Source organism: Paraburkholderia sp. GV068 (assembly GCF_003058125.1).
GTDB lineage: Bacteria > Pseudomonadota > Gammaproteobacteria > Burkholderiales > Burkholderiaceae > Paraburkholderia > Paraburkholderia graminis.
Map to the genome: position 1 here is coordinate 128,355 of NZ_QBUB01000003.1, position 22,770 is coordinate 151,124.

Consider the following 22,770-nt stretch of genomic DNA (forward strand, 5'->3'; position numbering starts at 1 on the left):
AGGGAACACTCGCGGCGCGGCGGAATCGAAGTCCCGTCCACGCGCCGGAATTTGCAAGAAATTGTTAGGCAGCATTGCGAAAACCGGGCCTGCCGGGCACCCTTCGGGCAGGCGGACGGCCGTGGGGCCGCATCGCTGCGCGCCAGGCTTTATTGTAGTGGCTCGCGTCGTGCGCTGCCGGAAGACCCTTCTTCACTGTCGGACCGGGACTGAAGAGCGGCCCTGGGTTGACGCCCAGGTTCCGTCTCGATGAGCAGTCTGCTTGGCTCCCGCCGCGTTCGCCGTCCAGGCTTGATCCAGACGCAACGCTGCGGAGTGCTTTACCTGCGCGCTTCATGCGCGTCATTCGCTTCACTCAAGAGGACTTAAAAATGAATGCAAGAATCATGACTCGCCTGGCTGTTTTCGCGGTTGCCGGCTCCTTGCTGGCAGGCTGCGCTAGCCAGCAAGGCACCAACACGGCCGTCGGCACGGGCGTGGGCGCCGGCACCGGCGCGGCGCTGGGCGCGATTTTCGGCGGCGGCAAGGGCGCGGCAATCGGCGCCGGCGTCGGCGCTGCGGTGGGCGGCATTACCGGCTACAACTGGCAATCCATTCACAACAAGCTGTCGGGCGCCACCAAGGGCACCGGCACGCAGATCACCGAGCAGCCGGACGGCTCGCTCAAGCTGAACATTCCGAGCTCGGTCACGTTCGACACGAACAGCTACGCGATCAAGCCGTCGTTCGCGCCGGTTCTGGACCAGCTCACGCAAACGCTGCAGCAGAATCCTGAAGTGATCGCGCAAGTGGTCGGCCACACGGACAGCACCGGCCAGCCGGCGTACAACCAGACGCTGTCGGTCAACCGCGCGCAAAGCGTGACGGGCTATCTGGCGCAACGCGGCGTCGCGCCGCAACGCCTGTCGGCAGAAGGCATGGGCCAGAACCAGCCGATCGCCGACAACAACACCGAAGCCGGCCGTGCCGCTAACCGTCGCGTGGAAATCTATCTGCGCGCCACGGCTCAGCACACGACGCAATAAGGACAGCGCGCGAAAGCGCAGGAGAAATGGGCGGGCGAGGGCCGGCCGCAGGGTGGGCCCCGCGCGCCTGGCGTCGACGTGCGCCGCGCCATGATCCAGCCGTAAAAGATGCATCGCGGGAAATCTCGCACGAGGACGAAAAAAATTTCGAACTCTCGCGAAAATCCGCTGTCTGTCTTTACGGTACGTGGCTGGCGAAGCCGCCGCGTCACCATTCTCCTCTTGTCGTTGTTGCTCCGGGGTTAATCGCCCCGGTTTTTTTTGGCGCTCGCTTTTCGCATCGCCCGGTGCAGCGCGGCATGACTCCGGCTTCGCATCCGGCTCCGCGCGAGCCCGCGCCCGGTGGGCGTCCGCCTGCTAGAATCGACCTTTCGTCCCACCGCAGGCTCCCACCATCCTTATGTCAGCACCCGCTACCGATCTCATCGCAGGCGCGCCGTCGGGCCGCCGCCAGATTCTCGTCACGTCGGCCCTTCCTTACGCGAACGGGCAAATCCATATTGGCCATCTGGTCGAATATATCCAGACGGACATCTGGGTCCGCGCGCTGCGAATGCACGGTCACGAGGTCTACTACGTGGGCGCCGACGACACGCACGGCACGCCGGTCATGCTGCGCGCGGAAAAAGAAGGCATAACGCCGAAGCAACTGATCGACCGCGTGTGGCAGGAGCACAAGCGCGACTTCGACAGCTTCGGCATTTCGTTCGACAACTACTATTCGACCGATTCCGAAGAGACCCGCGTCCTGAGCGAGAACATCTACCTCGCGCTGAAGGAGGCGGGCCTGATCGACGCGCGCGACATCGAACAGGCGTACGACCCGGTCAAGGAAATGTTCCTGCCCGACCGCTTCATCAAGGGCGAGTGCCCGAAATGCGGCGCGAAAGACCAGTACGGCGACAGTTGCGAAGTCTGCGGCTCGACTTATCAGCCGACCGAGCTCGTCAATCCGTATTCGGTCGTGTCGGGCGCCACGCCGATCCGCAAGACGTCGACGCACTACTTCTTCCGCCTGTCCGACCCGCGCTGCGAGAATTTTCTGCGCGCGTGGGTGGGCGGCCTTGCGCAACCCGAAGCGACCAACAAGATGCGCGAATGGCTCGGCGACGCCGGCGAAGCCAAGCTCGCCGACTGGGACATCTCGCGCGACGCACCCTATTTCGGCTTCGAAATTCCGGGCGCGCCGGGCAAGTATTTCTACGTGTGGCTCGATGCGCCGGTCGGCTACTACGCGAGCTTCAAGAATCTCGCGCAAAAGCGCGGGCTCGACTTCGACGCGTGGGTCCGCAAGGGTTCGACGGCCGAGCAGTATCACTTCATCGGCAAAGACATTCTGTATTTCCACACGCTGTTCTGGCCGGCCATGCTCGAATTTTCGGGCCATCGCACGCCGACCAACGTGTTCGCGCACGGCTTTCTGACCGTCGACGGCGCGAAGATGTCAAAGTCGCGCGGCACCTTCATCACCGCGCAAAGCGTGATCGACACGGGGCTGAATCCGGAATGGCTGCGCTACTACTTCGCCGCCAAGCTGAACAGCACGATGGAAGACCTCGACCTGAACCTCGACGACTTCCAGGCGCGCGTGAACAGCGATCTGGTCGGCAAGTACGTGAATATCGCGAGCCGCGCCGCGGGCTTCCTGATCAAGCGCTTCGACGGCCGTGTGCAGGACAGCGCGATGCAGCATCCGCTGCTCGCTTCGCTGCGCGCCGCGGTCCCGCAAATTGCCGCGCACTACGAGGCGCGCGAGTACAGCCGCGCGCTGCGTCAGACCATGGAACTGGCCGACGCGGTGAACGCCTACGTCGATACCGCCAAGCCGTGGGACCAGGCGAAAGACCCGGCCAACGCCGTCGCGCTGCACGAAACCTGCAGCGTGAGCATCGAGGCGTTCCGCCTGTTGTCGCTTGCGCTCAAGCCGGTGCTGCCGAAGCTCGCCGAAGCCGTCGAAGGCTTTCTCGGTATCGAGCCGCTGGTGTGGGCCGACGCCAACGTGCCGCTCAGTTCCGCGCGTCCGATCAACGCCTACAAGCATCTGATGACGCGCGTCGATCCGAAGCAGATCGAAGCGCTGATCGCGGCCAATCGCGATTCGCTGCAGGCCACGCCGGAAACGGCTGGGTCCGCCGCCGACGCGAAGGCAAAGTCGAAGGCTGCCAAAGCAGCCGCTGCTGCGTCTGCGGCGAGCGACGAAACGCCAGGCATCATCTCGATCGACGACTTCGCGAAGATCGACCTGCGCGTCGCGAAGATCGTCGACTGCAAGGTGGTGGAAGGCTCGGACAAACTGCTGCAACTCACGCTGGATGTCGGCGAAGAGAAAACGCGCAACGTGTTCTCCGGCATCAAGTCCGCGTATCAGCCGGAGCAGTTGATCGGCAAGCTGACGGTGATGGTCGCGAACCTCGCGCCGCGCAAGATGAAGTTCGGTTTGTCTGAAGGCATGGTGCTGGCGGCATCGGCGGCGGACGAGAAAGCCGAACCGGGCCTCTACGTGCTCGAGCCGCACAGCGGCGCGAAGCCGGGCATGCGGGTGAAGTAAAACCGGCAGCGGGCTTTCCGCACCACGCTTTCGCCCGGCAAACAAAAACGGCACGTCCTCAAAAGACGTGCCGTTTTTTTACGCCTGCGAAAAAGTCACCACTTGATCCGGTCGTAGCGCCGCGTGTAGAGCAACGTGAGTCCGTCGAACGTGCCGCCATAAGCCGCGACCGACCAGTAGCGCGTCAGATTGACCGTCGCCTTGATCGCGTTGCTCGCCGACTGCAAGCCCTGCTCATAGCCGATCACGAGCCATTCGTTGATCGCCTTCGACACCATCACCACCTGCGGATCGGTGAGCCCCACTTCGCTGTGTCCAATCGAAAACTCGTCGAGCCCGAAGGTCTGCGCAATCCGCTTGCCGCTCGCGCTGCCGAGCAACGCGAGCGCCGTCGTCATCGTGCTCTGCTGGCCGAGGTTATTGCCCTGGTCCGTACCGTGGCCGAACAGCAGCCACGAGAGCTTTTCGTTGTCCGGCACGTTCGGCTCGGACACGAGCTTCGCGACCGGGAACTGAACTGTGCCCGTCACCTGCACGCCCGCCTCGACCTGCTGATTGCGGCGCATGGCCAGAATGTTGAGGCCCGGATTCGCCACCGGTCCGTTGAACGTGAAGAAGCCGTTTTCGATGTTGAGCTTGCGGCCGAACGCGGTATAGGTTGAGCCCGGCGTCACGCGGACGTTGCCGACCGCGCGCAGCGGCAGATTCGGCGCGCTCATCGCGGTGATGGTGCCGGTCAAACCAAGATCCGCGCCTTGTCCGCGAAAACGGAAGCTGTTGCCGAGACTGATGTCGATGTTCGCGCGCGGCGCGAACGGCCCGATCGGCTTGTTGCTGCCGGGCACCGGCCGCGGCCGCTCGCCGGCCACGGTGCCGTCCGGGCGCACCACGACCACGTCGTCGCCGAGTTTGGGCGCCGACTGCTCCGGCATGTCGAACAGCGCGTGATCGACGACAAACTTGCCGTTGATCGCCATGCCGCCCTGCGCACCCGCGTTCGCGACGGTCGCGCTGCCCGTCAGCGACAGATTGCGGTCCGGCGCGGCAAACAACTCCAGTTTGTCGGCGACGATGCTCGCCGTCAGATCCGGCTCCGCGCCGTCGAGGCGCACCCGGCCCGTGGCCCGCAGGGTGCCGCTCGCGCCGTGGAACTCGACCTGCTGGAAGTCCACGAGATTGTGCGACAGCGCGATCCGCACAATGCCGTCCTTCAACTGCACACCCTGATCGACGAGCGTGGCCGACAACTCGTCGCCGAGCAGCGAGCCGGTCAGATTGGGCTTGGCCACCGTGCCGCCGAGCGCGAGCTTCAGCGCGAGATGGCCGTCGAGCAGATAACTCGGGCCGAACAGCCCGCCGGTGGTTTTCAGCGACGGCACATTGGCGCTCACATTGCCGCTGAGCGCGCTCTCTTCGTCGACGGTCAAGAAGCCGTCGCGCGCGACGAGCGTGGTGTGCGCATCCGCGTCGATCACGCCGATGCGGCTCGCCTGCGCGTGCAGCGTGGCATTCAGACGATTGCCGCCGCTGAACTCGGCGCGCGCGGCCATATCGGTAATGCCGAGCGATGCCAGCCCGCGGCCGATTTCAACCGTGACGTCGCCGCTGCGGCGCTTCAGTTGGATATGGCCGCTTGCGGTGCTGCCGAGCGCGAAGTCCCAGTCGCCGTCGAAGATCAGATCGGTCCTCACCGCCGGCGGCGCGCCGGTGATCTCGCGCCGCAAGTCCTGCAGACGCGCGAGCGAAATGCCGGTCAGCGTGCCCGCCGATTGCGCGCGGCCGTGATCGAACGCGAACGACTTCAGGCTCAGCACCGCGCCTTCGAGCGTGAGCCGCGTCGCGCCGAGCGTGAGGTGGCGCGGCCCGGCGCTCACGGCAAGCGGCGACTCGAGATTCAACGCGGGCGTGCCGCGGTTTTGCAGACGCGTCACGGTGCCGTCCCAGCGCGTGCCGTCGCGTGCTTCGGTGAGCTTGCCGTTGGCCGCGAGCGTCAGATCGAGCGGCCGATCCTGCAGCTTGCCGGTCGCGGCTGCTTCGAGCGAATGATTGGCGCGCGTGCCGGTCAGGCGCGCGGTGAGCGTGGCGAGATCGACGCCGCCGGCGCTCACGTTGCGCGCATCCGTCGTGAAGACGAGCGCGCCGTTCGCGCCGTCGCGCACTTCGGCGTGGCCTTCCGCGTGGCCGATGCGGTTGCTGCTCAACACGACGCTGTCGGCCTTGTAGTTCAGCACGACGTTCGGATGGTCGAACGAGCCGGTGAGATCGCCGTCGGCGGCAATCATTCCGGCGAGGCCGAAGCCGAGGCGCTCGAGCGCGGGCGCGTCGATATGAAAACGCAAGCGGTCGCCGCGCGCGCCGAAGCTGCCTTGCAAGTCCACCTGATTGCCCGCCACCGACAGGTTCGCGCGGCTCGGCAGGATTCGCGAGCCGGCCAGTTGGATCGTGCCGCCGCCCGTCAGCGGCAGGCCGTCGTAGACGCTCGGGCCCAGTTTGAATTCGGCCTTGGTGGTGAAGCCCGGAGCCAGGACGCCGGTCGCGGACAAGGTGCCGTTGACCTTCGCCTCGATCTTGCGCGCGGGCGGCGCGGCCCGTTTCGGCGCGGACGTCTTGCGCTGCATGACCTCACTTTTGACGACGGCCTTGCCGGTGTTCTTCACGGCGGCAGCCGCCTTGTCGGCCGGAGCCGCGCTTTTTGCGCCAGCCGTGCTGCCGGCTTGTGCGGCAGCTTCGCTGGAAGCTTCAGCGGCCCGCTTGCCTTTGGCTGCGCGCTGCGGTCCAGAGGACGCGGCGACCGGCGTGCGCGACGGCATCTGCGAGGTCAGCGTCAACGGGTCGAAGTCGGTCAGTTGCGCTTTCAGGTTGTAGCTGGAATTGGCGTCGTGCTTGAGCGCGCCGGACAGTTCGATGCGGCCCTTGCCCGACGTGATGCGCACGTCGTTGAAGCTGAGCCGCGCCGGGTCCATCGTGAGCTTGCCTTGCGCCCGCAACGCCGCTTTCGGGTCGGCGAGATCGAGCGTCACGCTCTGAATGTCGTCATTCAGACGGATGGCGATGGGCCCGGAAAGCTGCGTCGGCCGCACGGTCGCCTGGAGTGCGTTGAGGTCGAGGCCGGCGACCTGCAGGTCGAACTGCCCGCGCTTGCCGGTGAGCGCGCCGCCGCCTGTGAGCGTCGCGTTCTTCACGAGCCGGACGGCGAGGTTCGAGATGCGCTGCGCGTCGGCGTCGAGGCGCACGTCGGCGTTGGCGTCGATGAGCGGCAGCAGGTTCTGATCGATCGCGCCGGGACGCGCGTTGACGATCGAGATATGGCCCGCGACGGCGAACGGGCTCGGCGTTTTGCTGGCGCTTGGGCGATGGGGGGAGCCTGGGGCATGCACAGCGCCGTCACGGCCCGCTCCGCTGTTTGCGCTGTTTGCGCTGGTTGCGCTGTTCGCGCTGTCGCCGGCCTTTCCGCTTGTCGCGCCCTTGCCGCTGGTCGCGCCGTTCACACTGCTCGCGCCGTTTGCGCCGCTCGCGCCCGCCTCCGCCCCCACCGGCTGCAACTCCGCCCTCACGGCCAGATCGGCGAGCGGCGCGCCCGGCGCGAACGCCTGCGGATTGACGTGATCGAACGTCAGCGTCGCGCGCTTGAGCGGCACCTCGGCGAACGGCGTGGCTTCGATTTGCGCGTGCCCGGCGAGCTTCATCCCGCTTGCGTCGAGTTCGGCGAGCACATTCTCCAGCGACCCGCTCAGATGCCCGCCCACCTGCACCGCCTCGTCGTTGACCTTGCCCGAGTAACCGACATCGCCCGTCAGCGGAAACGGTTTGACGCCGTCCAGTCTCGCCGACGCCGTCACCCCGCCGAACGGCGTATCCAGGCGCTCGACCGCGGCCTCGTGATGACGTCCGTCGCTGCGGCCATGAAAAGCGAAGTGCGAAAACTCGCTCGTCGACGTGCCCCGGCGCAGCAGCAGGCTGTCCACTTGCACATCGCGGATCTCGAGCTGCATCGGCAAGCGCAGGTCCTGCGGCAGCTTCAGCGGTTCATTGCTGCTCGGCGACGATGCGCCGATGCGCGCGTCGATGGTGCCGACATGCAGATAGTCGATCGTGAAGCGCCACGGTTCGCGCGTCAGCCCCCAGCGGCCCGACACGCGGTCGATCTGAATGTCGGTGCCGCTGCCGTCCAGCGCTCGCCAGCGCACTGCGCGCAGCCGCACGCCGTTGGCCAGCGCGCCGCCTTCGAGCGTGCCGCTCAGCTTGCCGCCCAGCAGCCGGACCGCCGCCTGCCACGCGTACGCGGTGCCGCGCTCGGTGGTGAGCGCGCCGTACACGAGACCCAGCGCCAGAACGAGCAGCAACACCAGCACCGCGACGGTCCAGCCGAGCGTCTTCAGCAGTAGACGGCCAGCGCCGCGGCGCTTCCGAGGCGGCTGCGGCGCGCCGGGTTGTCCGGCGGCGCCGGCCGGCTCGTTGCCGGGCGGCGGCGCGGGAGGTTGGGCGGAAACGTCCGTGGTCATGCGCGGTTCGGGTAAAAGGAGGTTTCCATCAGAAGGCGATCCCAAGCGTCAGATAAGGCCGCACGCTTCGGTTGCGGATGCCGTAGGCCACGTCGACGTTGACGGGGCCGACCGGGCTGCGCCAGCGCGCGCCGACGCCCACGCCCGGATAAAACACTCTTTCGCCCCAGGTGTCGGTGGCGGTGCCGACGTCGAAGAACGCGGCCGCGCCCCAGTCGTGCGTGAACCAGTGCTGATATTCCGCCGACCCCGTCAGCAGATATTTGGTCGGCAGCACGGAACCCTGAACGTTGTTACCGATGCTCTGGTAACTATAGCCACGCACCGAATTCGAGCCGCCCGCGCGAAACAGCAGCGAGGCCGGAATGCCGCTCGAACTGCCGCTCGTGAACACGCCGCCCAGTTCCGCGCGAAATACCACGAGGTCCTGCTTGCCGATCGGCAGGTACTGCTGGCCGCGCGCGTAGCCGCGGATAAACGTCTGGTCGGTCAGCACGCCCTTCACCGCGAAACCGGCCTCGACGTGGATCAGATTGCCTTTGCGCGGAAACAGCGGGTCGTCGGTATTGCGCCGGGTCCACGACCAGGTCGGCACCAGCGCGCGGCTCGTGGTCGGCGGCCCGACGTTCTGATCGAGCCGATCCTGGTAGAACAGGATCGCGTAGTTGTAGTCGATGAATTGCGACGTGCGCGTGCGCTGCACACCGCCGCGGATACTGTAGATGCGCGTGTCGGAAACATCTGTCGTCGTGTAGGAAGCGAGCACGCTATTGGTCCATGCGCGCGGGCCCGGCGGCATCGCAAGCTGGATCTGGCCGTATTGCTGCACTTGATCGACCCGGCCGTCGATGGTGAACGGCCACGCCTTGCCGAACGTATTCAGATACGAGTACGCGCCCTGCACGAGCGCGCCGTTATCGGTCGAATAGCCGACGCCGCCGCGAATACTGTTGTACGGATATTCCGACACCTTCACATGCAGCGGCGTTTCGGCGGGCTTGGCCGGGTCGCTGTCCACGTCGATCGCGACGCTCGCGTAGTACGGCGTGTTCTGCAACTGCCGCTGCAATTCGGTGATGCGCTGGACGTCGTAAATATCGCCGACCGAAATCGGATTGACGTTGTCGACGATCTGCTCCGGATAGCGCCGCGTGCCCGACACGTCGAGCTTGCCCATCGTGAAGGTCGGCCCGCTTTCATAGGCGACGGAGAGCTTGGCCTCGTGCGTGCGCGGATCGACGCGCGCCTCCGAGTGGTAAATCTTCGCGCCGAGATAGCGGCGCGCCTGCAACGCCTTTAGCGATGCGTTCTTCGCGTCGTCCCAGTCGCCCTGCGAAAACGGATCGCCTTCGTGCAGCGAAAACGCGAAGCGCGCGGTGTTTTCCTGCTCCGGGTCCTCGGTCAGCACCGGGCCGCGAAACGACAGCGAGATCGAACTGATGGTGGTTTGCGGGCCTGGATCGACGCTCACGGTGACGCGCTTCGCGTTGTCGACCGTGCGCACGTCGGTGCGCACAATCGGCGTGAAATAGCCCTGCGTCGCGGCCAGATCGCGTACTTGCTGCGGCGTCGCGGTGATCAGAAATTCGAACTGATCCTCGCTGATGTCGGGACGCTTCGCGAAGCGCGCAATATCCAGATGCTCTTCGAGGAGTTTGCGCAGCGAGCGCGGCGAGGCTTCCACGTCGACCTTGTAGCTCGCCGCCGCGCGCGCCGCGTAAGCGGGCCCGCCGGCGAGCGTCAGCAGCAGCACGGCGGCGGCAAGCCACGCGCGCAGCCAGCGCCGCAGCGCCGCGTTGCCGGCTAACGCGCGCCGCTGCGCTGCGCCCCGCGCGCCGCGTTCACCGCGCCGCTCTAGCGGCTTTTCGATCGCACACCCCGCCAAGCAGGACCTCCGGCCATGGTTGATGAATTTTTCGTTCGGGCGCGCAGTGCCGCCGAAGCTCGCTATTTGACCACATCGGCGGAAGCGCGCTATCTCTAAACGCACGCTCGAACACAAGCTCGAACGCGCTGCCGATCCCGCCGCAGACGCATCCAGCGAGGCGGACGCGCCCGCCTTTGACGCGTCATACGGCGCGCGGTTCCAGCCACGCATGCAGCGCGCAACATCGGCCACGATGCGTGCGCCGTCGACGGGGTTTTTCGACCGCGCGCGGCGCATGCGCTAAAATTGCGAAATAGATGCGGCATCCGCACGAAGACCAGCGAAGCCGCCGTTTCCCCAACCACGGACGTCGAGCCATGTATCAGTCGGACATCACCCAGTTCCTCAATCAGCTCAAGGAGCAGAAGCCCACGCTGGAAGCCGAGCAGCGCCGCGGCCGGGCGCTCTTGTGGGACAAGCAGCCGATCGACCTGGAAGAGCGCGCCGAGCAGAAGGCTTCGCGCGTCGAACAGACGCCTTACCAGTACTATCAGAACTTCTAAGCGCCCGGCGCAACCGATGAGTCACGCCGACGAGGCACACGGCGCGCCGCCGGATTCGTCCGACGCCGCGCTTGCCGCGCCCGCCACCGATTCGACGCCGGACACCGTCGACGGCATTGCTTTCGCGCGCCTGTACGGCGAGCCGCTCTTCAAGCTGCCCACCGACCTGTACATCCCGCCGGACGCGCTCGAGGTGTTTCTCGAAACGTTCGAGGGACCGCTGGATCTGTTGCTCTACCTGATCCGCAAGCAGAACTTCAACGTGCTCGACATTCCGATGGCGGATGTCACGGTGCAATACCTCGGCTACGTCGACCAGTTGCGCCAGACCAATCTCGAACTCGCATCCGAATATCTGCTGATGGCGGCCATGCTGATCGAGATCAAGTCGCGCATGCTGCTGCCCGTCAAGAAGGTGGACAGCGGCGAGGAAGCCGAAGACCCGCGCGCCGAACTCGTGCGGCGCCTGCTCGAATACGAGCAGATGAAGCTCGCCGCGCAGCGCATCGACCAGTTGCCGCAACTGGGGCGCGACTTCCTGCGCGCCGAGGTCTATATCGAGCAAAGCATCACGCCGCGCTTTCCCGACGTGAACAGCGAAGACCTGCGCGCCGCGTGGGCCGACGTCATCAAGCGCGCGAAGCTCGTCCAGCATCACAAGATTTCGCGCGAGGAACTGTCCGTGCGCGAGCACATGAGCTCGATCCTGCGGCAATTGCAAAGCGCACGCTTCATGGAGTTCGCCGAGCTGTTCGATACCGGCAAGGGCGTGCCCGTCGTGGTGGTGAACTTCATCGCGGTGCTCGAACTGTGCCGGGAATCGCTCGTCGAAATTACCCAGGCGGAGCCGTTCGCACCGATCTATGTGCGCCTCGCCTATTTGCCGGCCTGAGCGTCGCTTTCGGGCGGAAGCGCGGCCGTTAGGCCGGCCATTCGCCAGGCCGTTAGCGAAGTCATTCGCCGAGCCGCCAGCCAGGTCATTCGCCGCCGGGGCCAGCATGGAAACCGCGGCGCCGCACCTCCCCATTTCGAGTGGCCGATCAGGCCTCATTTCGGTGCGTCGCGCCGGCAAATCCACTACAATCCCGCGCTTCGAACCTGTCATTACCAGTGAGGCCGCGGGCCGCGCAACCGGCCAGGCCGTTGCGTCAACCCAGTCTCGCGCCGCGCGAGGAATCCCTGTCCGATCATGAAAGTCATCAGCTCGATCCATGAATTGCGCGACCAGTTGCGCGGCCAGAATCGCACGGCCTTCGTGCCCACCATGGGCAATCTGCACGAGGGCCATCTGTCGCTGATGCGCCTCGCGCGCCAGCACGGCGATCCGGTGGTGGCGAGCATCTTCGTCAATCGTCTGCAGTTCGGACCGAACGAGGATTTCGACAAATATCCGCGCACGCTCGAAGCCGACATCGAGAAGCTGCAGAAGGAAAACGTCTACGTGCTGTTCGCGCCGACCGAGCGCGATCTGTATCCCGAGCCGCAGGAGTATCGCGTGCATCCGCCGCACGATCTGGGCGACATCCTCGAGGGCGAATTCCGGCCGGGCTTTTTCCAGGGCGTGTGCACCGTCGTGATGAAGCTGATGTCGTGCGTGCAGCCGCGCGTCGCGGTGTTCGGCAAGAAGGACTATCAGCAGTTGATGATCGTGCGCCGCATGTGCCACCAGTTCGCGCTGCCGACCGACATCATCGCCGCCGAAACCGTGCGCGATGCCGACGGCCTCGCGCTCAGCTCGCGCAACCGCTTTCTGCAGGCAGCCGAGCGCGCCGAGGCGCCGATGCTGGCGGCCGAGCTCAATCGCGTGCGCGACGCGGTGCTCGCCGGCGAACACGACTTCGCGGCGCTCGAGCGCGCGGCGATGGCCGCGCTGAGCGCGCGCGGCTGGCAACCGGATTACGTCGCGGTGCGCAAGCGCTCGAATCTGCTGCCGCCGGGTCCGCAAGACGCGAACGCCGAACTGGTCGTGCTGGCGGCCGCCAAGCTTGGGTCGACCCGTCTTATCGACAACCTCGAAATCTGAAATTGCCTTAGGCGATTTCACTGCGCCTACGAGTCACAAGGGATTGACTAGCCATGCAACGCAACATGCTGAAGTCGAAGATTCACCGCGTCGCGGTCACGCATTGCGAGCTGCATTACGAAGGTTCGTGCGCGATCGACGAAGATCTGCTCGAAGCGGCGAATATCGTGGAAAACGAGCGGATCGACATCTGGAACATCAATAACGGCGAGCGTTTCTCGACGTACGCGATCAAGGGCGAGCGCGGCAGCGGCATGATTTCGCTGAACGGCTCGGCGGCGCGGCGCGCGCAACTGGGCGACCTCGTGATCATCGCGGCCTTCGCCGTGGTCGACGAAGCGGAACTGAAGGCGGGCTGGAAGCCGGACCTGGTTTTCGTCGACGAAAACAACAAGGTCAAGGGTAGCCGCGACCACGTGCCTACGCAGAACTGGACCTGAGAAAGCCGCGGGCGGCGTCGGCCGGCCTAAGATTGCCACGCCGCCCAGCCCCGCAATCGCTCAACCCTTCCTCGCGGCGCCGTTCGTCCACTCGATGATCGGCTCCCACTGCTCCAGGTCCTTCTCCACGCGGCTTTTCGCGACGTCCCACAGCGTCAGGCCGTGCGCCGCGAGCTGCACGTAATTCTGCGTGTCGCGCAAATAGCCGAGCACCGGCAGCTTCAATCCCTCGACGAAACGGTGCAATTGCTCCGCCGAGCGCGTGCGCGCGTCCACCCGCATGCCGACCACGCCGATCTCGATCGCGCCTTTCCTGACGGCCTTCTCCTTGGCCAAGCGCTCCAGAAAATCCTGCGTGGCGAGGATGTCGAACATGGATGGCTGCAGCGGCACGATTACCTTGTCCGCCAGTTCCAGCGCGACGTTCATGCGATTGCCGTGCAGGCCGGCGGGCGTGTCGACGATCGCGTGCTCGAGCCCCTTCGGCGGCCTGGCGGGCGTCTCCGGGTTGACTTCCCACGTTTCGATGGCGGGCAACGTGTCGGGCCGCAACGACAGCCACGCGTGCGCCGACTGCTGCTTGTCCAGATCCGCGAGCGCCACCCACTCGCCGTTTGCGGCGAAATAGCCGGCCAGATTCGTCGACAGCGTGCTTTTGCCCACGCCGCCCTTCGGATTCGCCACCACGATTACCGTCATGAATACTCCCGGAAAGAAGGCTGGGCGCTGCCAGCCGGTTTGCCGCTGTGTGTCTTCAACTGTATGCGTCGGATTTTGCCCTGCTGCACTGCTGCCACGCCGATGTGCCAATGCGCCGATTTGCCCAGGCTTCAGTCCGCGCGCCGATCCAGCCGTTGATAATATCGACAAATGCAGCGAGGCCGAAGCCCCCGAATGGCTAATCGGCGTCGTCCGTCAGCGAATCCATCCTTCGAGGAAGCCACCGCCATGAGCAAGCTCCGTCCGGAATACACCGTCGAACGCCTGCACGAACGCCAGCAGGGCAAGCTGCCCGGCTTGCTGGGCGTGCGTGTGCTGTCGCTGGATCAAGGCATGTTGAGCGCGGAGTTGACCGTGCGCCAGGAACTGCTCGCGCCGAACGGCTTTCTGCACGCGGCCACGGTGATCGGACTCGCGGACACCGCCTGCGGCTACGCGTGCCTCGCGCATCTGCCGGAAACGGCGCGCAATTTCACGACGGTCGAGCTAAAAAGCAACTTCCTCGGCACGGCCACAGAGGGCATCATCCGCGCGGTGGCGAAAGGCGCGCACCTCGGCCGCAGCACGCAGGTGTGGGATGCGACGGTCAGCGATGCGAACGGCAAGACGATTGCGTTGTTTCGCTGCACGCAGATCGTGTTGTATTGAGGGGTTGGAGAAGGAGCAGGCACGCGACTGTCGCGCTTGCGATGCAAAAAAGCACGCGACCTGACGGTGCGTGCTTTTTGAAATGCTGCCTGGATGGGTTCAAGGGGCGCCGGCTAAAGGCGGCCCCGCCCACGCCCCGCCGCACCTCAGGCAACCACCGCCCGCGGCGCCTTCACGCCGCCCAGCGCGAACGCGCCACTGCCGAGCAACGACTGCACGACGAGCGTCACCGCCCAGAACGCCGGATATTCCCAGCCGCCGTGCGGCGAGCCGAATCCCCAGCCGTTGTGCCAATGCGCGGAGACTGCGCCGAGCATGAACGGCAGCAGCACGAGCGCGACCCAGCGCACCTGCACGCCCAGCAACAGCGCGATCCCGCCGATCAGTTCGACGAATGTCGTCACGTAAGCCAGCCATCCCGGCAAGCCGAGCGAGACGAAGAACTGCGCGGTGCCGGGCAGGGTGAACACGAAAATCTTTTGCAGGCTGTGCGCGAGGTACAGCACGCCGAGGGTGACGCGCAAGATCAAAGCCGCCAGATCGGCGGAGCGGTTCGGGTTCATGTCGGGATCCTTCGTGAGAGGTGGGAGACGGCCTGGACGAAGCCGGTCGATGTCCGCCACTCTATTCGAACCACCACGCACGAAAAACCGTCGTTTTCGCTTTGATTATTTCCTGCCGCGATGCAATCGGCGGCCGCGTCCTTTCAAGCGCAACTGCCGTCAAGCCATCGCAGCCATCAATTTCCCGAGATCCAGGTGCTCCGCGAGCGTGTCGGCCAGCCGATCCAGCGACGCTTCGCGCAACGCCGGATAATCGATCGCCTCGGCATCGCTCAGTCCGGCCCACGCCAGGAGCGCCGCGCACGCGGCCGGCGTGTCGAACAGGCCGTGCACGTAGGTCGCGAGAATCTGGCCATCCACGGACAGCGCGCCGTCGGGACGCGACTCGCCCGCTTGCCCGAGACGCAGCGCCGGCGAGTCGAGCGCAGGACCGCGCGTCTCGCCCATATGTATCTCATAGCCCGCGACTTCCGGCGAACCAGGCAGCGCCAGGCGGCCGCTAACATTCTTGAGCGTCTTCTCGCGCGTCAGCACCGTCGAGTAATCGAGCCAGCCCAGCCCCGCCGACGTCCCCGGCGCGCCCTCCACGCCATGCGGGTCCGCCACCTCGCGCCCCAGCATCTGCATGCCGCCGCAGATGCCGATCACCCGGCCGCCATAGCGCAAGTGCCGCTCGAGCACCGCGTCCCAGCCTTGCGCGCGCAGGAACGCGAGATCGCCGGGCACGTTCTTCGAACCCGGCAGAATGATCAGATCGGCGGGCGGCGGCGCCATGCCGCTTCGCACGTAATGAAAATCGACCTGCGGATGCGCGCGCAGCGCGTCGAAATCGGTGTGATTGCTGATATGCGGCAGCACCGGCACGACGACCCGCAACGTGCGCGTGGCGTCGCCGCGCTGCGCCGCGCGCAACTCGGGCGGCAGCATGTCCTCGGCGTCGAGCGTGAGGCCGTGCAGATACGGGAGCACGCCGAGCACCGGCTTGCCGGTCTTCGCTTCGAGCCAGTCGAGCCCCGGCTTCAGCAGTCCGATATCGCCGCGAAAGCGGTTGATGATGAAACCGCGCACGCGCGCCTGCTCGCTCGCCGACAGGCACGCGAGCGTCCCCGTGAGATGCGCGAACACCCCGCCCCGGTCGATGTCGGCCACCAGCACGACCGGACAGTCGACCGCTTCCGCAAAACCCATGTTGGCGATGTCGCGATCGCGCAGATTGATCTCGGCCGGACTGCCCGCGCCTTCGACGAAGATCGTGTCGTAGGCCGCTTGCAGCCGCGCATATGACTCGAGCACCGCCTCGAACGCGACCGGCTTGTAGTCGTGATACGCGCGGGCGTCGAGATTCATGCGCGCCTTGCCGTGGATGATCACCTGCGCGCCGCGATCGCTCGTCGGCTTGAGCAGCACGGGGTTCAGATCGGTGTGCGCGGCGATGCCGGCGGCCACCGCCTGCAGCGCCTGCGCGCGCCCGATTTCGCCGCCGTCGACGGTCACCGCGCTGTTCAGCGCCATGTTCTGCGGCTTGAACGGCGCGACGCGCACGCCCGCGCGCCGCGCGAGCCGGCACAGGCCGGCGACGAGCGTGCTCTTGCCCGCATCGGACGTGGTGCCCTGAATCATCAGCGTGCCGCGCGGCATGAAGACGGCGTCATGCGGGATCGAATGAATGCTCACGGGAAGGTTGGATTCGGTGGGGAAACGCATTATCCCATCGCGCCGACCCGCGCTGCACGCCGGTACAATCACGCGATGATTTCCCGCGACCTCACCTTCGTCATCGGCGGCGCGCGCTCCGGCAAGAGCGTGCACGCGGAACAGCTCGCCAGTCAAAGCGCGCTGCCCGTCACCTACATCGCGACGGCGCGCGTCACCGGCGACGCCGAATTCAGCGCGCGCATCGCGCATCATCGCGCGCGGCGTCCCGCGCACTGGCGCCTGCTCGAAGCGGACGTCGACCTCGCGGGCGCGGTGTGGAAGGCGGACGCGCCCGGGCATTGCACGCTGATCGACTGCCTGACGCTGTGGCTCGCCAACCTGCTATGTCCCGCCGACGGCGACGCGCTGCCGCCCGCTCAAACTCAAGCCCGCATCGAAGCGCTCGAGGCCGCGCTCGCCAACGCTCGCGGCAAGATCATCGCGGTCAGCAACGAAATTGGTCTCGGCGTCGTGCCGCTCGGCGCGGCCACGCGTCTATACGTCGATGAACTCGGGCGGCTCAATCAACGTATCGCGGCCCTCTCCACGCAGGCCACGATGATGGTCGCCGGCCTGCCGCTGTCGCTCAAAACCGCGGGCGGCGCGTGATGCTGTCGCTTCCTCTCATCGTGACGCTCGCCACCGCGGGCGTGGCCGTCGACCGTTGGATCGGCGAGCCGAGCGGCGCGCATCCGCTGGTCGGCTTCGGCAAATGGGCGGCGCGCCTCGAAACGCACTACAACCGTGGCCGGCGCTTGCGGCTCAAGGGCTTGCTCGCGTGGTCGCTGGCTGTGTTGCCGCCGGTGCTGGTCGCCTGGTGGCTTGTCGCGGTGCTGCCGTTTTTTGCGGCGTGCGCCGTGCACGTCGCGCTGCTGTGGTTCGCGCTCGGCGCGCGCAGCCTGCACGATCACATCGAACCGATCGCGCGGGCGCTCGCGCAGCGCGACCTCAGCGAGGCGCGCCTGCTGACCGCGCGGATCGTCTCGCGCGAAACCGCCAATGCGGACGAAGCCGCGCTATCGCGCGCCGCCGTCGAATCGGCGCTGGAAAACGGCAACGACGCGATTTTCGGCGCGCTCTTCTGGTTCGCGATCGCGGGCGGCCCTGGCGCGCTCGGCTTTCGCCTCGCCAACACGCTCGACGCCATGTGGGGTTATCGCACGCCGCGCTATTTGCGCTTTGGCTGGGCCGCCGCGCGCCTCGACGACGTGCTCAACTGGATTCCCGCGCGCCTCACCGCCGCGAGCTACGCGCTGCTCGGCGACACGCGCACCGCGTGGCGCTGCTGGCGCGAGCAGGCGCCGCGCTGGGACAGTCCGAACGCCGGCCCGGTGATGGCCTCGGGCGCGGGCAGCCTGAATGTGCTGATCGGCGGTCCCGCGGTTTATAACGGCATGCTCGAACATCGGCCGATGCTCGGCTTCGGTCATCCCGCGAAGGCCGCTCACATCACGGCCGCGCTGATGCTGGTCGAGCGCACGGTGATCCTGTGGCTCGCGGTGCTGATCGTGCTGGCCTTGCTGAGCGTGCCCCTGCATGTCTGAGCGAAGCGCCGAATCCTGCATGCGTCATGACGCGTCGCCCGACACGGCTTCTCATGCGTCGGCTGGCGCGCTCATCGTGCATGGCGGCAATCTGCACGAAGCGGCCGAGCGCTATTGCATTCCGTACGATCAGTGGCTGGATTTGTCGACGGGCATCAATCCGCACGGCTATCCGGTGCCGCCCGTTCCCGCCGACGCATGGCGCCGCCTGCCCGACGATGGCGACGATCTCGCCGCCTGCGCCGCGCGCTACTACGGCGCGCCCGACGCGGCGCACGTGTTGCCGGTGGCGGGAAGCCAGGCGGCGATTCGCACACTGCCGGCCTTGCTGCCGCGCGCGCAAGCCGGCGTCGCGGCGCTCACGTACAGCGAATACGCACCCGCGTTCGAGCGGGCCGGGCATCGCGTCATGTCGCTCGATATTTCCTGCGACGTGCTGCCCGACACGCTCACGCATGCAATCGTTGTGAATCCGAACAATCCGACGGCCGAGCATTTGAGCGCTGCGAGGCTGCTTGCCTGGCATGCTCAACTGAGCGCGCGCGGCGGCACACTACTCGTCGACGAAGCGTTCGCCGATACGATGCCCGCCGCTTCGCTCGCAGCGCACGCGAATCGCGAAGGGTTGATCGTGTTGCGCTCGCCTGGCAAGTTCTTCGGCCTCGCGGGCGTGCGCGCCGGTTTTGTGCTCGCCGCGCCCGCGCTGCTCGACAGCCTGCGCCGCACGCTCGGCGCGTGGACGGTCAGCGGCCCCGCGCGTCATGCCGTGAAAGCGGCGTTCGCGGACCGCGCGTGGCAACAGCAGATGCGCTCACGGCTCGCCGCGGACAGCGCACGTCTCGTCGACATGTTGCAAGCCCACGGCATTCGCACGCGCGCCACGCCGCTCTTCGCATGGACCGACGACGCACGCGCCGCGGCCTTGCATCAGGCATTGGCCACGCGCGGCGTGTGGACGCGGCTCTTTGCATCGTCAGGTAGCGTGCGGTTCGGCTTGCCTGCAACCGAAGCGGAATGGGCGCGGCTGCAAGAGAGCCTGCGCGCGGCGATCGATACGATTGACGCTGCGGGCGCTGCCTGATTCCTGGTGCTTTGCCATGCCGACGCGCCACCGAACCCGATCTCTCAACCGATGACTCAATCAGTGCGCCGTGCCCGCCTCACCCTCACCGCCGCGTTGATCGCCGCGACCTTGCCGGCGCGGGCCAGCATCACCGTGACCGACGACACCGGCGCCGTCGTTACCCTGCCCGCCGCAGCGCAACGCGTGATCAGCGTCGCGCCGCACGTCACCGAACTTTTGTATGCGGCCGGCGGCGGCTCGAAAATCGTGGGCGCGGTGTCGTACAGCGACTATCCGCCCGAGGCAAAGCAACTGCCGCGCGTCGGCGATAACAAGTCGCTCGATCTCGAACGCATCGTCGCGTTGAAGCCCGATCTGATCGTGGTGTGGCGGCACGGCAATGCGCAACGTCAGCTCGACCGTTTGCGCGAATTGCACATACCGTTGTTCTTCAGCGAGCCGCATCGCCTGGACGATATTGCCGTTTCGCTGACGAAGCTCGGCCAGTTGCTCGGCACCTCGTCCACTGCGGATGCAGCCGCGGCCGCATATCGGCGCGACATCGCGAACCTGCGCGCGCAGTACGCGAAACGGCCGGCTGTGAGTGTGTTCTATCAGGTGTGGGATCAACCGTTGATGACGCTCAACGGCGAACACATGGTCAGCGACGTGATCGCGCTATGCGGCGGGCGCAACGTGTTCGCGGCGCTTCAACCGCTCGTGCCCACGGTGTCGACGGAAGCCGTGCTCGCCGCCAATCCCGAAGCGATCGTCACGGCCGCGCCCGGCGCGACGAAACCGGACACCGCGTTGCCGCAATTGAGCGCATGGCGCGCGTGGCCGCGTCTATCGGCGGTGGCGCACGACAACCTGTTCGCCATCGACGGTGATGTGATCAATCGGCCCACGCCGCGCATCGTGCAGGGCGCGACGCGGATGTGCGAGGACCTTGAACTCGCGCGCTCGCGCAGAAAGCAGAACGCGCAGTAACGCTCGATGCGGGAAGCGCGGCAAAGCGTGAACAAAGCATCAGCAAGCAAACATCGCCAAGCGCTCACGCATTCCACTTCACGAGCGACCACGGCTCGCCGTCACCGCCGCGGCGCAGCCAGACGATGGCGCCGGTTTCAAGCGACCATCGCAAGCAGCGTTCGAGCGGCACGTCGAGCGCCAGCGACGCAATCGCGCGCATGACGCCGGCATGCGTGACCACATACGCAGGCGAGAGCTCGCGCGTTTGCGCGTACGCGTCGAACCACGCACGCACTCGAACGACGAATTGCGCGACGCTTTCGCCGCCATGCGCTCGCGCGTGTTCAAAGTTCGAAGCCCAGTCGTCGAGCAATTCGCGATCGATCGAGTCCCAGCGGCGCTCTTCCCACGCGCCAAAATTCATTTCCTTCAGCCGGTCGTCGTGGCTCAGCACGCAGCCGAAATCGTTGGCCATTTCGACGGCGAGCGCCGAGCAGCGCGTCAACGGACTCGACATCACGACGCGCGGCGCGGGCACCTGCAAACCGGCAAGCCTGAGCGCAAGCGCGGCCGACGACACATCAGCCGCCTCGGCGAGCGCCACATCGCTGTGGCCGTAGCACACGCCCGCGTCGAGCGCGACTGCGGGGTGACGGATCAGAACGAGGTCCATGCGAGCCCCACCAGATAGATGCTCAGTTCAAAGATCTGCTGCGCGAAGCCGAGGCAATCGCCGGTATAGCCGCCGATGCGCCGCACGAAGTAGCGGCCCATCGCAAAGCGCAGCACTAGCAGCACGGCAAGCGTCGCGCCGGCAAAGCGCCAATCGGGCATGAGCAGTCCGTGCGGACCATCGGGCCACAGCAGCCACGGCAATCCGAACACCGCCGCGCACAGCAGCGCCATGCCACTCAGGCGTTGCGCGACCGGTTTTGCCTTGCCCTCCGCGCGCACGTAGTCGAGCGTCGCCAGATAGCTGATCGCGCATGCGCGGCTTGCCGCATGGGCCGCGATCATCAGACTGGCGGCGCGCATCGGCGGCAACGCGGCGAGCGTCTGCCACTTGAGCGCGAGCGCGATCACCAGCGCGATTGCGCCAAATGCGCCGATGCGCGAGTCATGCATGATGCGCAAAACATCGTCGCGCGCATAGGCGCCACCGAACGCATCGACGCAATCGGCGAGACCGTCCTCGTGAAATGCGCCGGTAACCAGCAACGTCGACGCCATCGACAGCAACACCGCGACGCCCGCCGGAAACACACGCAGCGCAGCGAGATAGACGAGCGCGCCGACGCCGCCGATCAGCGCGCCGACGAGCGGAAAGTAACGCGCCGCCGCATTCAGATAATGCGGTTCATAGCCGACCCATCGCGGCACGGGCACGCGCGTGAAATAGCCGAGCGCGGTGAAGAAGTAGCGCAATTCCGCCAGCGGGTTCATGGGTGCGTCGTCGCGTGCATGGGTTTGAAAAGCATGCCGAGGATCGCTCAGGCTTCGCGATTCGCGACGCCGGCCGATTCGAAGCTCGCCATCTCGTTGATGAACGCGCAGGCCGCGCGCAGCAGCGGCACGGCGAGCGCGGCACCCGTGCCTTCGCCGAGCCGCATGTCGAGCGCGAGCAAGGGCGTGGCGCCGAAATGATCGAGCATACGCCGGTGCCCCGCTTCGTTCGACGCATGGGCGAACACGCAGTACTCGCGCACGTTCGGCGCAATGGCGTTTGCAACCAGCAGCGCCGAACTCGCAATGAAGCCGTCGACCAGAATCGTCATGCGCGCCTGCGCTGCCGCCAGATAGGCGCCCGCCATCATCGCGATTTCGAAGCCGCCGAAGGTGGCGAGCACATCGAGCGGATTGTGCCGATTGTGCCGATCGTGCGGATCATGCGAGGCACCGTGATGCGCGAGCGCCGCGGCCAGCACGTTGCGCTTTTTCGCGAGCCCCGCGTCGTCGAGACCGGTGCCGCGGCCCACGCACTCGTCGATCGGCACGCCGCACAAACGGCTCATCAGACACGCCGCCGCCGACGTGTTCGCAATGCCCATTTCGCCAAAGCCGATCACATTGCTGCCGAGCGCCGCGTGATGCCGCACGCGCGCGGCGCCGGCCTGCATTGCGGCGAGCGCCTGGTCACGCGTCATCGCCGGTTCGTGCGCGAAGTTGCGCGTGCCCGCTGCAATCGGAATGTCGATGAGGCCGTCTGTGTGCTGCAGCGGTGTTGCAATGCCGGCGTTCACGACTTCGAGTTCGACGGCGGCCACGCGGCTCAACGCATTGACCGCCGCGCCGCCCGCGAGAAAATTCGCGACCATCTGCGCGGTCACCGCTTGCGGATAAGGGCTGACGCCTTCGGCGGCAATGCCATGATCGCCGGCGAAGACGATCAACGCGGGTCGCTGTACGTTGGGACGCGTGCTGCGCTGGATCAAACCCATCTGACGCGCGAGCGTTTCAAGCTGGCCGAGACTGCCGGGCGGCTTCGTCTTCGTATCGATGATGTGCTGAAGCTCGGCGCGCAACGTCTCATCGAGCGGTTCAACTTCGGACAATGCGGACAAGCCTGGCGTGGAAGTCATGAGTTCGTGAAGATAGAT

General features: G+C 66.2%; 19 protein-coding genes. 11 read left to right on the forward strand and 8 right to left on the reverse strand.

Annotated features, from left to right (window positions below; all coding sequences use genetic code 11):
• The first annotated feature begins 371 nt into the window (after positions 1 to 371).
• Both C8K18_RS08225 and metG read left to right on the forward strand, forming a co-directional pair.
• Positions 372 to 1,025: an OmpA family protein gene (locus tag C8K18_RS08225; RefSeq protein WP_029971135.1), complete on the forward strand. Its 654-nt coding sequence runs from the start codon at positions 372 to 374 to the stop codon at positions 1,023 to 1,025.
• Between the two features lie 400 nt (positions 1,026 to 1,425).
• The gene (gene metG, locus C8K18_RS08230) at positions 1,426 to 3,573 is read left to right on the forward strand and encodes a methionine--tRNA ligase (protein ID WP_107707196.1); all 2,148 of its coding nucleotides are present in this window, start codon (positions 1,426 to 1,428) and stop codon (positions 3,571 to 3,573) included.
• A gap of 95 nt (positions 3,574 to 3,668) precedes the next feature.
• On the opposite strand, the gene C8K18_RS08235 is transcribed toward metG, so the two are convergent.
• Entirely contained in the window at positions 3,669 to 8,075 is a 4,407-nt protein-coding gene (locus C8K18_RS08235; RefSeq protein WP_107707197.1) for a translocation/assembly module TamB domain-containing protein, read from the reverse strand.
• Positions 8,076 to 8,103: 28 nt separating this feature from the next.
• Complete coding sequence (locus tag C8K18_RS08240; RefSeq protein WP_029971132.1) at positions 8,104 to 9,960, reverse strand: autotransporter assembly complex family protein; 1,857 nt, start codon at positions 9,958 to 9,960, stop codon at positions 8,104 to 8,106.
• Between the two features lie 359 nt (positions 9,961 to 10,319).
• On the opposite strand from C8K18_RS08240, the gene C8K18_RS08245 reads away from it, so the two are divergent.
• The 4 genes from C8K18_RS08245 (at position 10,320) to panD (ending at position 12,968) form a co-directional block, all read left to right on the forward strand.
• Positions 10,320 to 10,505, forward strand: a complete 186-nt coding sequence (locus C8K18_RS08245; RefSeq protein WP_029971131.1) for a DUF3460 family protein — start codon at positions 10,320 to 10,322, stop codon at positions 10,503 to 10,505.
• 16 nt (positions 10,506 to 10,521) lie between these two features.
• Positions 10,522 to 11,397, forward strand: coding sequence for a ScpA family protein (locus tag C8K18_RS08250; protein ID WP_029971130.1), 876 nt, complete (start codon positions 10,522 to 10,524; stop codon positions 11,395 to 11,397).
• 297 nt (positions 11,398 to 11,694) lie between these two features.
• Entirely contained in the window at positions 11,695 to 12,528 is an 834-nt protein-coding gene (panC, locus tag C8K18_RS08255) for a pantoate--beta-alanine ligase (RefSeq protein WP_006048526.1), read from the forward strand.
• Between the two features lie 53 nt (positions 12,529 to 12,581).
• Entirely contained in the window at positions 12,582 to 12,968 is a 387-nt protein-coding gene (gene panD, locus C8K18_RS08260; RefSeq protein ID WP_053857680.1) for an aspartate 1-decarboxylase, read from the forward strand.
• Between the two features lie 60 nt (positions 12,969 to 13,028).
• On the opposite strand, the gene C8K18_RS08265 is transcribed toward panD, so the two are convergent.
• Positions 13,029 to 13,667 carry a ParA family protein gene (locus C8K18_RS08265; RefSeq protein WP_107707198.1) on the reverse strand — a complete coding sequence of 213 codons (639 nt, stop codon included), beginning with the start codon at positions 13,665 to 13,667 and terminating at the stop codon, positions 13,029 to 13,031.
• Positions 13,668 to 13,916: 249 nt separating this feature from the next.
• Between C8K18_RS08265 and C8K18_RS08270 the strand changes: the two genes are divergently transcribed.
• On the forward strand, positions 13,917 to 14,336 hold the full coding sequence (locus tag C8K18_RS08270; protein ID WP_107707199.1) for a PaaI family thioesterase: 420 nt from the start codon (positions 13,917 to 13,919) through the stop codon (positions 14,334 to 14,336).
• A gap of 146 nt (positions 14,337 to 14,482) precedes the next feature.
• On the opposite strand, the gene C8K18_RS08275 is transcribed toward C8K18_RS08270, so the two are convergent.
• Positions 14,483 to 14,899 (reverse strand): DoxX family protein, encoded by a 417-nt coding sequence (locus C8K18_RS08275; protein WP_107707200.1) that lies wholly within the window; start codon positions 14,897 to 14,899, stop codon positions 14,483 to 14,485.
• Between the two features lie 159 nt (positions 14,900 to 15,058).
• Positions 15,059 to 16,603 (reverse strand): cobyric acid synthase, encoded by a 1,545-nt coding sequence (locus C8K18_RS08280; RefSeq protein WP_374710222.1) that lies wholly within the window; start codon positions 16,601 to 16,603, stop codon positions 15,059 to 15,061.
• Positions 16,604 to 16,648: 45 nt separating this feature from the next.
• Between C8K18_RS08280 and cobU the strand changes: the two genes are divergently transcribed.
• From cobU to C8K18_RS08300, 4 genes are read left to right on the forward strand one after another with little or no spacing between them, the layout of a single operon-like run.
• Positions 16,649 to 17,203 (forward strand): bifunctional adenosylcobinamide kinase/adenosylcobinamide-phosphate guanylyltransferase, encoded by a 555-nt coding sequence (gene cobU / locus C8K18_RS08285; RefSeq protein ID WP_029971126.1) that lies wholly within the window; start codon positions 16,649 to 16,651, stop codon positions 17,201 to 17,203.
• Positions 17,203 to 18,138: an adenosylcobinamide-phosphate synthase CbiB gene (cbiB, locus tag C8K18_RS08290; RefSeq protein ID WP_107707201.1), complete on the forward strand. Its 936-nt coding sequence runs from the start codon at positions 17,203 to 17,205 to the stop codon at positions 18,136 to 18,138. The genes cobU and cbiB overlap by 1 nt, the downstream gene beginning before the upstream one ends.
• A gap of 19 nt (positions 18,139 to 18,157) precedes the next feature.
• Positions 18,158 to 19,219 carry a threonine-phosphate decarboxylase CobD gene (cobD, locus tag C8K18_RS08295; protein WP_107707202.1) on the forward strand — a complete coding sequence of 354 codons (1,062 nt, stop codon included), beginning with the start codon at positions 18,158 to 18,160 and terminating at the stop codon, positions 19,217 to 19,219.
• A 51-nt stretch (positions 19,220 to 19,270) separates the two neighbouring features.
• Positions 19,271 to 20,191 (forward strand): cobalamin-binding protein, encoded by a 921-nt coding sequence (locus tag C8K18_RS08300; protein ID WP_029971123.1) that lies wholly within the window; start codon positions 19,271 to 19,273, stop codon positions 20,189 to 20,191.
• Between the two features lie 64 nt (positions 20,192 to 20,255).
• Here C8K18_RS08300 and cobC read toward each other — a convergent pair whose 3' ends face one another.
• The 3 genes from cobC to cobT are packed head-to-tail and all read right to left on the reverse strand — an operon-like array spanning position 20,256 to position 22,752.
• Positions 20,256 to 20,846: an alpha-ribazole phosphatase gene (gene cobC / locus C8K18_RS08305; RefSeq protein WP_107707203.1), complete on the reverse strand. Its 591-nt coding sequence runs from the start codon at positions 20,844 to 20,846 to the stop codon at positions 20,256 to 20,258.
• Positions 20,831 to 21,616 (reverse strand): adenosylcobinamide-GDP ribazoletransferase, encoded by a 786-nt coding sequence (locus tag C8K18_RS08310; protein ID WP_107707204.1) that lies wholly within the window; start codon positions 21,614 to 21,616, stop codon positions 20,831 to 20,833. The genes cobC and C8K18_RS08310 overlap by 16 nt, the downstream gene beginning before the upstream one ends.
• 47 nt (positions 21,617 to 21,663) lie before the next feature.
• Complete coding sequence (gene cobT, locus C8K18_RS08315) at positions 21,664 to 22,752, reverse strand: nicotinate-nucleotide--dimethylbenzimidazole phosphoribosyltransferase (protein ID WP_107707205.1); 1,089 nt, start codon at positions 22,750 to 22,752, stop codon at positions 21,664 to 21,666.
• Positions 22,753 to 22,770: the final 18 nt, after the last annotated feature.

What these genes read in the sequence shown, in the direction of transcription:
- C8K18_RS08225 (WP_029971135.1), top strand. Translation starts at nt 372, where the DNA reads ATGAATGCAAGAATCATGACTCGCCTGGCTGTTTTCGCGGTTGCCGGC.
- C8K18_RS08250 (WP_029971130.1), top strand. Translation starts at nt 10,522, where the DNA reads ATGAGTCACGCCGACGAGGCACACGGCGCGCCGCCGGATTCGTCCGAC.
- C8K18_RS08300 (WP_029971123.1), top strand. Translation starts at nt 19,271, where the DNA reads ATGACTCAATCAGTGCGCCGTGCCCGCCTCACCCTCACCGCCGCGTTG.
- panD (WP_053857680.1), top strand. Translation starts at nt 12,582, where the DNA reads ATGCAACGCAACATGCTGAAGTCGAAGATTCACCGCGTCGCGGTCACG.
- metG (WP_107707196.1), top strand. Translation starts at nt 1,426, where the DNA reads ATGTCAGCACCCGCTACCGATCTCATCGCAGGCGCGCCGTCGGGCCGC.
- cbiB (WP_107707201.1), top strand. Translation starts at nt 17,203, where the DNA reads ATGCTGTCGCTTCCTCTCATCGTGACGCTCGCCACCGCGGGCGTGGCC.
- C8K18_RS08275 (WP_107707200.1), bottom strand. Translation starts at nt 14,899, where the DNA reads ATGAACCCGAACCGCTCCGCCGATCTGGCGGCTTTGATCTTGCGCGTC.
- C8K18_RS08265 (WP_107707198.1), bottom strand. Translation starts at nt 13,667, where the DNA reads ATGACGGTAATCGTGGTGGCGAATCCGAAGGGCGGCGTGGGCAAAAGC.
- C8K18_RS08270 (WP_107707199.1), top strand. Translation starts at nt 13,917, where the DNA reads ATGAGCAAGCTCCGTCCGGAATACACCGTCGAACGCCTGCACGAACGC.
- cobT (WP_107707205.1), bottom strand. Translation starts at nt 22,752, where the DNA reads ATGACTTCCACGCCAGGCTTGTCCGCATTGTCCGAAGTTGAACCGCTC.
- cobC (WP_107707203.1), bottom strand. Translation starts at nt 20,846, where the DNA reads ATGGACCTCGTTCTGATCCGTCACCCCGCAGTCGCGCTCGACGCGGGC.
- cobD (WP_107707202.1), top strand. Translation starts at nt 18,158, where the DNA reads ATGCGTCATGACGCGTCGCCCGACACGGCTTCTCATGCGTCGGCTGGC.
- C8K18_RS08280 (WP_374710222.1), bottom strand. Translation starts at nt 16,603, where the DNA reads ATGCGTTTCCCCACCGAATCCAACCTTCCCGTGAGCATTCATTCGATC.
- C8K18_RS08235 (WP_107707197.1), bottom strand. Translation starts at nt 8,075, where the DNA reads ATGACCACGGACGTTTCCGCCCAACCTCCCGCGCCGCCGCCCGGCAAC.
- C8K18_RS08310 (WP_107707204.1), bottom strand. Translation starts at nt 21,616, where the DNA reads ATGAACCCGCTGGCGGAATTGCGCTACTTCTTCACCGCGCTCGGCTAT.
- C8K18_RS08245 (WP_029971131.1), top strand. Translation starts at nt 10,320, where the DNA reads ATGTATCAGTCGGACATCACCCAGTTCCTCAATCAGCTCAAGGAGCAG.
- cobU (WP_029971126.1), top strand. Translation starts at nt 16,649, where the DNA reads ATGATTTCCCGCGACCTCACCTTCGTCATCGGCGGCGCGCGCTCCGGC.
- panC (WP_006048526.1), top strand. Translation starts at nt 11,695, where the DNA reads ATGAAAGTCATCAGCTCGATCCATGAATTGCGCGACCAGTTGCGCGGC.